The organism is Kitasatospora sp. NPDC057512 (assembly GCF_042802135.1).
Taxonomy (GTDB): Bacteria; Actinomycetota; Actinomycetes; order Streptomycetales; family Streptomycetaceae; genus Kitasatospora.
In genome coordinates this window covers 1-3,522 of sequence record NZ_JBHVET010000813.1, presented here as the reverse complement: position 1 = coordinate 3,522, position 3,522 = coordinate 1, and the positions used below count along the sequence as shown (strand labels likewise).

The window sequence follows — 3,522 nt, the reverse complement described above, 5'->3', positions numbered from 1 at the left end:
CGGGGCCGACGGTACGGAGCCCGCGGCCCTCTGCGGGGCCGCCGGGCGGCGGAACGCCCCGGCGGCGGGTGCGGGCCGTCGCACGAGCCAGCCTGACTACCTGTCCAACCGACCGGCCCGTCATGCGCGCGGGGGCGCATTGCCCACGATCGGGTGGTCCGGCCGCACTTCGCGCGCCGACGGCCGGGCCGGGACCGGATAGTGGAGCGGTCGCCGAGGCACGGGCCCGGCGCCCTTCGTCCGGAAGACCGAGGTGTACCGCCATGCCCACCACCGCAGCCACCGACCGTGTCGGGCTCGTGTTCTCGCTGTTCGACGCCGACGGGAACGGCGCCATCGAACCGGCCGACTTCGACCTGATGGGCAGCCGTATCGTCGCGGCGCTCCCCCAGGCCGACGAGGAGGCCAGGGACCGGCTGCTCGATGCCCTGCAGCACTACTGGCGGACGCTGGTGACCGAGCTGGACGCCGACGGCGACGGGCGGATCAGCCCCGAGGAGTTCACCGCCGTCGTGCTCGACCCGCAGCGCTTCGACGCCACCATCGACGAGTTCGCCCGGGCGCTCTCCGAGCTCGGCGACCCGGACGGCGACGGCCTGGTCACCCGCCCCGACTTCCTCGCCCTGATGACCGCGATCGGGTTCGACGACCGGAACATCACGGCCCTGTTCGACGCGTTCGGCCCGGTGGACGGCGACCGCGTCCCGGTCGCGGTCTGGGCGGAGGGCATCCGCGACTACTACCGCCCCGACAAGACCGGCATCCCCGGCGACCGCCTGGTTCCCGGGACGGCCCGGTGACCCCGGCCGCCCACCAGGGCACCGGCTCCGAGCCGGTGCCCGTCGCCGGGCAGCCCGCGATCGGGCTGGCGGTGGGCCGGGGCACCGGCCCCGAGCTCGCCGCCGTCTTCGAACGCGTCCTGCGGGTGCTCACCGCCGCCCACCCCACGGGTGTGCGGATCGTCCGCTCCCCGCGCCTCTACCACTCCTACGTCTCGCTGCGCTCGCTGGACGGCCCCGCCGGGATCCAGGACCTGACCGGGCAGGACGCCGAGCACTACGAGCGGTTCTGCCGCGACCTGGCCGACGCCGGCACCACGGCCGTCTTCCGCACCGCGATCAACGCCCAGTCCCTGTACCTGGTGCGCCACCGCCTGCGCGCCGTCAAGGTCGACCTGTTACGGGCCGGAGAAACGTCACTGCTCCTGGTCCGCGACCAGGCCCAGGGCTTCTACACCGGGGAGAACCGGCACACCCCGGGAGAGGTCACCCGCACCCTGGCCTTCAGCCGGGAGACCACGGAGGACGTCGTGCGCCACGCCCTGGAGCGGGCCCGGCGCGAATGGCCCGACGGGCGGATCGACCGCATCGTGATGGCCTACAAGTTCCATCTCCTGGACGGCGCGTTCGACGCCTGGGTCGCCGACATCGCCGAGCGGCTGGGCGTACGGATCGAGGTGTTCCAGCCCGACACCGTGAACCGCAACCTCATCACCCACGGCCTGCCGGGCCGCACCCTGCTGATCGCCGGGAACGAGTGGGCCGACATCATGCACGTGGTCCTGCTGGACCGCTTCGGCGCCGATCGGCAGGAGAGCCGCTGCACGGAGAACGTGTACCTCGGCCCCGGCGCCGCCGGACTGGTCGAGTACCAGACCGTGCACGGCTCCGCCGACGACCTGGCCGGGCGCGACCTGGTCAACCCGGTGGCCGCTCTGCGCGCCGCGGCCCTCGTCGCCGAGCGGCACGCCGCGGTGCCCGGCGCCGTCGGGGCGGTCGAGACCGCCCTGGCCGTCCTGGACGACAAGGGCGTCCACACCCCGGACCTCGGCGGCCGGCACTCCACCACCGCGGTGGTCGACGCGCTGGTCGACGTCCTCGACCTGCCCGGCGCCACCACCGGATCGACCGCCCCGGTGGGCGGGCCGTGAGCGGCCCGACGGGAACGGCCCTGGTGGTGGTGGACCTGCAGAACGACTTCTGCACCGGGCCGGTGGCCAGGGCCCGGTTCGGCGGCGACGGCTCCGTCCTGGACTCCGTGGTCGCCAACAGCGTCCGGGCGGTGGACCTGGCCCGGCGCGCGGGCGTGGAGGTGGTGTTCGTCCGCTTCCTCGGCGACACCGCCCACCAGGGTGCGGCCTGGCGCGCACGGGACCGCCGACTGGGCAAGCGGCCGAAGTGCCTGGAGGGCACCTGGGGCGCCCGGTTCCACGGCGTGGCCCCGGCCCCGGGCGAGCGGGTCTTCACCAAACGGGCCTGCTTCGACGCCTTCCTCGGCGACGGCCTGGAGGAACACCTGCGCGCCGGCGGCACCGGGCACCTCGTGTTCGCCGGGCTCTACGCCGACGTCTGCGTGGACTCCACCGCCCGCACCGCCTTCCAGAAGGGCTTCCACATCACCGTCCTGACGGACTGCACCACCTCCCTGCACCTGCCCCACGACGAGGTCCTGCGGTTCATGCGCGTCCTGTACGGCGCCCGCACCACCACCGGCGACGACCCCGCGGCGTGGACGGCGCCCGCGTGCGAGGAGGACCCGTGCGCGCCCTGACCCGACCGGAGGACGGGACGGCCGCGGCGGGCGGCGTCGCCTCCGGAGTGGGCCGTACCGCCCTGCTGGTGGCGGCCGCCCGCGCCATCGAGACCCACCGCCCCGACGCCCTGGCCCGCGACCCGCTCGCCGAGCACTTCGTGCGCGCCTCCCCCGCCTCGGCGCACTGGCCCCTCCACCCCGACCAGGTCCCCGACGCGGAGGCCGACCCGCTGTGGGGGCGCCTCGGGCGCTACTTCGGGCTGCGCACCCGCGTCCTGGACGACCACCTGCTGGCCGCGGTGCGGGCCGGTACGCGCCAGGTCGTCATCCTGGGCGCGGGCCTGGACTCCCGGGCGTACCGGCTCGACTGGCCGCCCGGCCGCGTCCTCCACGAGATCGACACCGAGCAGGTGCTGGCCTTCAAACAGGCCGTCCTCGACGCGGCCGGCGCGGCCCCCGCCACCGAGCGCCGCCCCCTGGCCGCCGACCTCCGCGGCGACTGGGCCGGGCCGCTGCTGGAGGGCGGCTTCGACCCGGCGGAGCCGACCGCGTGGCTCGCCGAGGGGCTGCTGCTCTACCTCCCCGCCGAGGCCGAGCGGCGGCTGATGGCCGCCGTGCACCGGCTCAGCGCGCCCGGCAGCACCCTGGCGTACGAGCTCAAGGACGTGGCCGCCGAACCGCCGGCGGTGCGCACGGCCCCCGTGTACGTCGCGGCCCGGCAGCGGCTCGGCATCGACCTGCGCGCCCTCTTCGACGCCGGCCCCCGACCCGACTCCGCCGCGGAACTCACCCGCCTGGGCTGGACGGTGGCCGTGCGCAGCCCGTACGACTTCACCGCCCTGCACGGCCGCGGTCCGGTGCCGGAGCCGGACGACGCCCTGGCGGCCAACCGCTGGGTCTTCGCCGCCCGCCGCGGGCGGCCGGGCGGCGTCCCGGGCCGCATCCCGGGGCGCCGCTGAATTCCGCGGCTTTTCGCGGTATTCCCTGCCG

The 3,522-nt window shown here is 75.6% G+C and carries 4 protein-coding genes; all 4 read left to right on the top strand.

What is annotated here, in order from left to right; all coding sequences use genetic code 11:
* Nucleotides 1-263: 263 nt before the first annotated feature.
* Genes ACFU6K_RS34145 through ACFU6K_RS34130 form a run of 4 tightly spaced genes read left to right on the top strand, consistent with a single transcriptional unit; the run spans nt 264 to nt 3,491 of the window.
* Nucleotides 264-800, top strand: a complete 537-nt coding sequence (locus ACFU6K_RS34145) for an EF-hand domain-containing protein (RefSeq protein ID WP_380669740.1) — start codon at nt 264-266, stop codon at nt 798-800.
* Entirely contained in the window at nt 797-1,930 is a 1,134-nt protein-coding gene (locus ACFU6K_RS34140; RefSeq protein WP_380669738.1) for an isocitrate/isopropylmalate family dehydrogenase, read from the top strand. The genes ACFU6K_RS34145 and ACFU6K_RS34140 overlap by 4 nt, the downstream gene beginning before the upstream one ends.
* A complete protein-coding gene (locus tag ACFU6K_RS34135) occupies nt 1,927-2,550 on the top strand; it encodes a cysteine hydrolase family protein (protein WP_380669736.1) in 624 nt (207 codons plus the stop codon). The genes ACFU6K_RS34140 and ACFU6K_RS34135 overlap by 4 nt, the downstream gene beginning before the upstream one ends.
* Nucleotides 2,538-3,491, top strand: a complete 954-nt coding sequence (locus ACFU6K_RS34130) for an SAM-dependent methyltransferase (protein ID WP_380669734.1) — start codon at nt 2,538-2,540, stop codon at nt 3,489-3,491. The genes ACFU6K_RS34135 and ACFU6K_RS34130 overlap by 13 nt, the downstream gene beginning before the upstream one ends.
* The last annotated feature ends 31 nt before the right edge of the window (nt 3,492-3,522 follow it).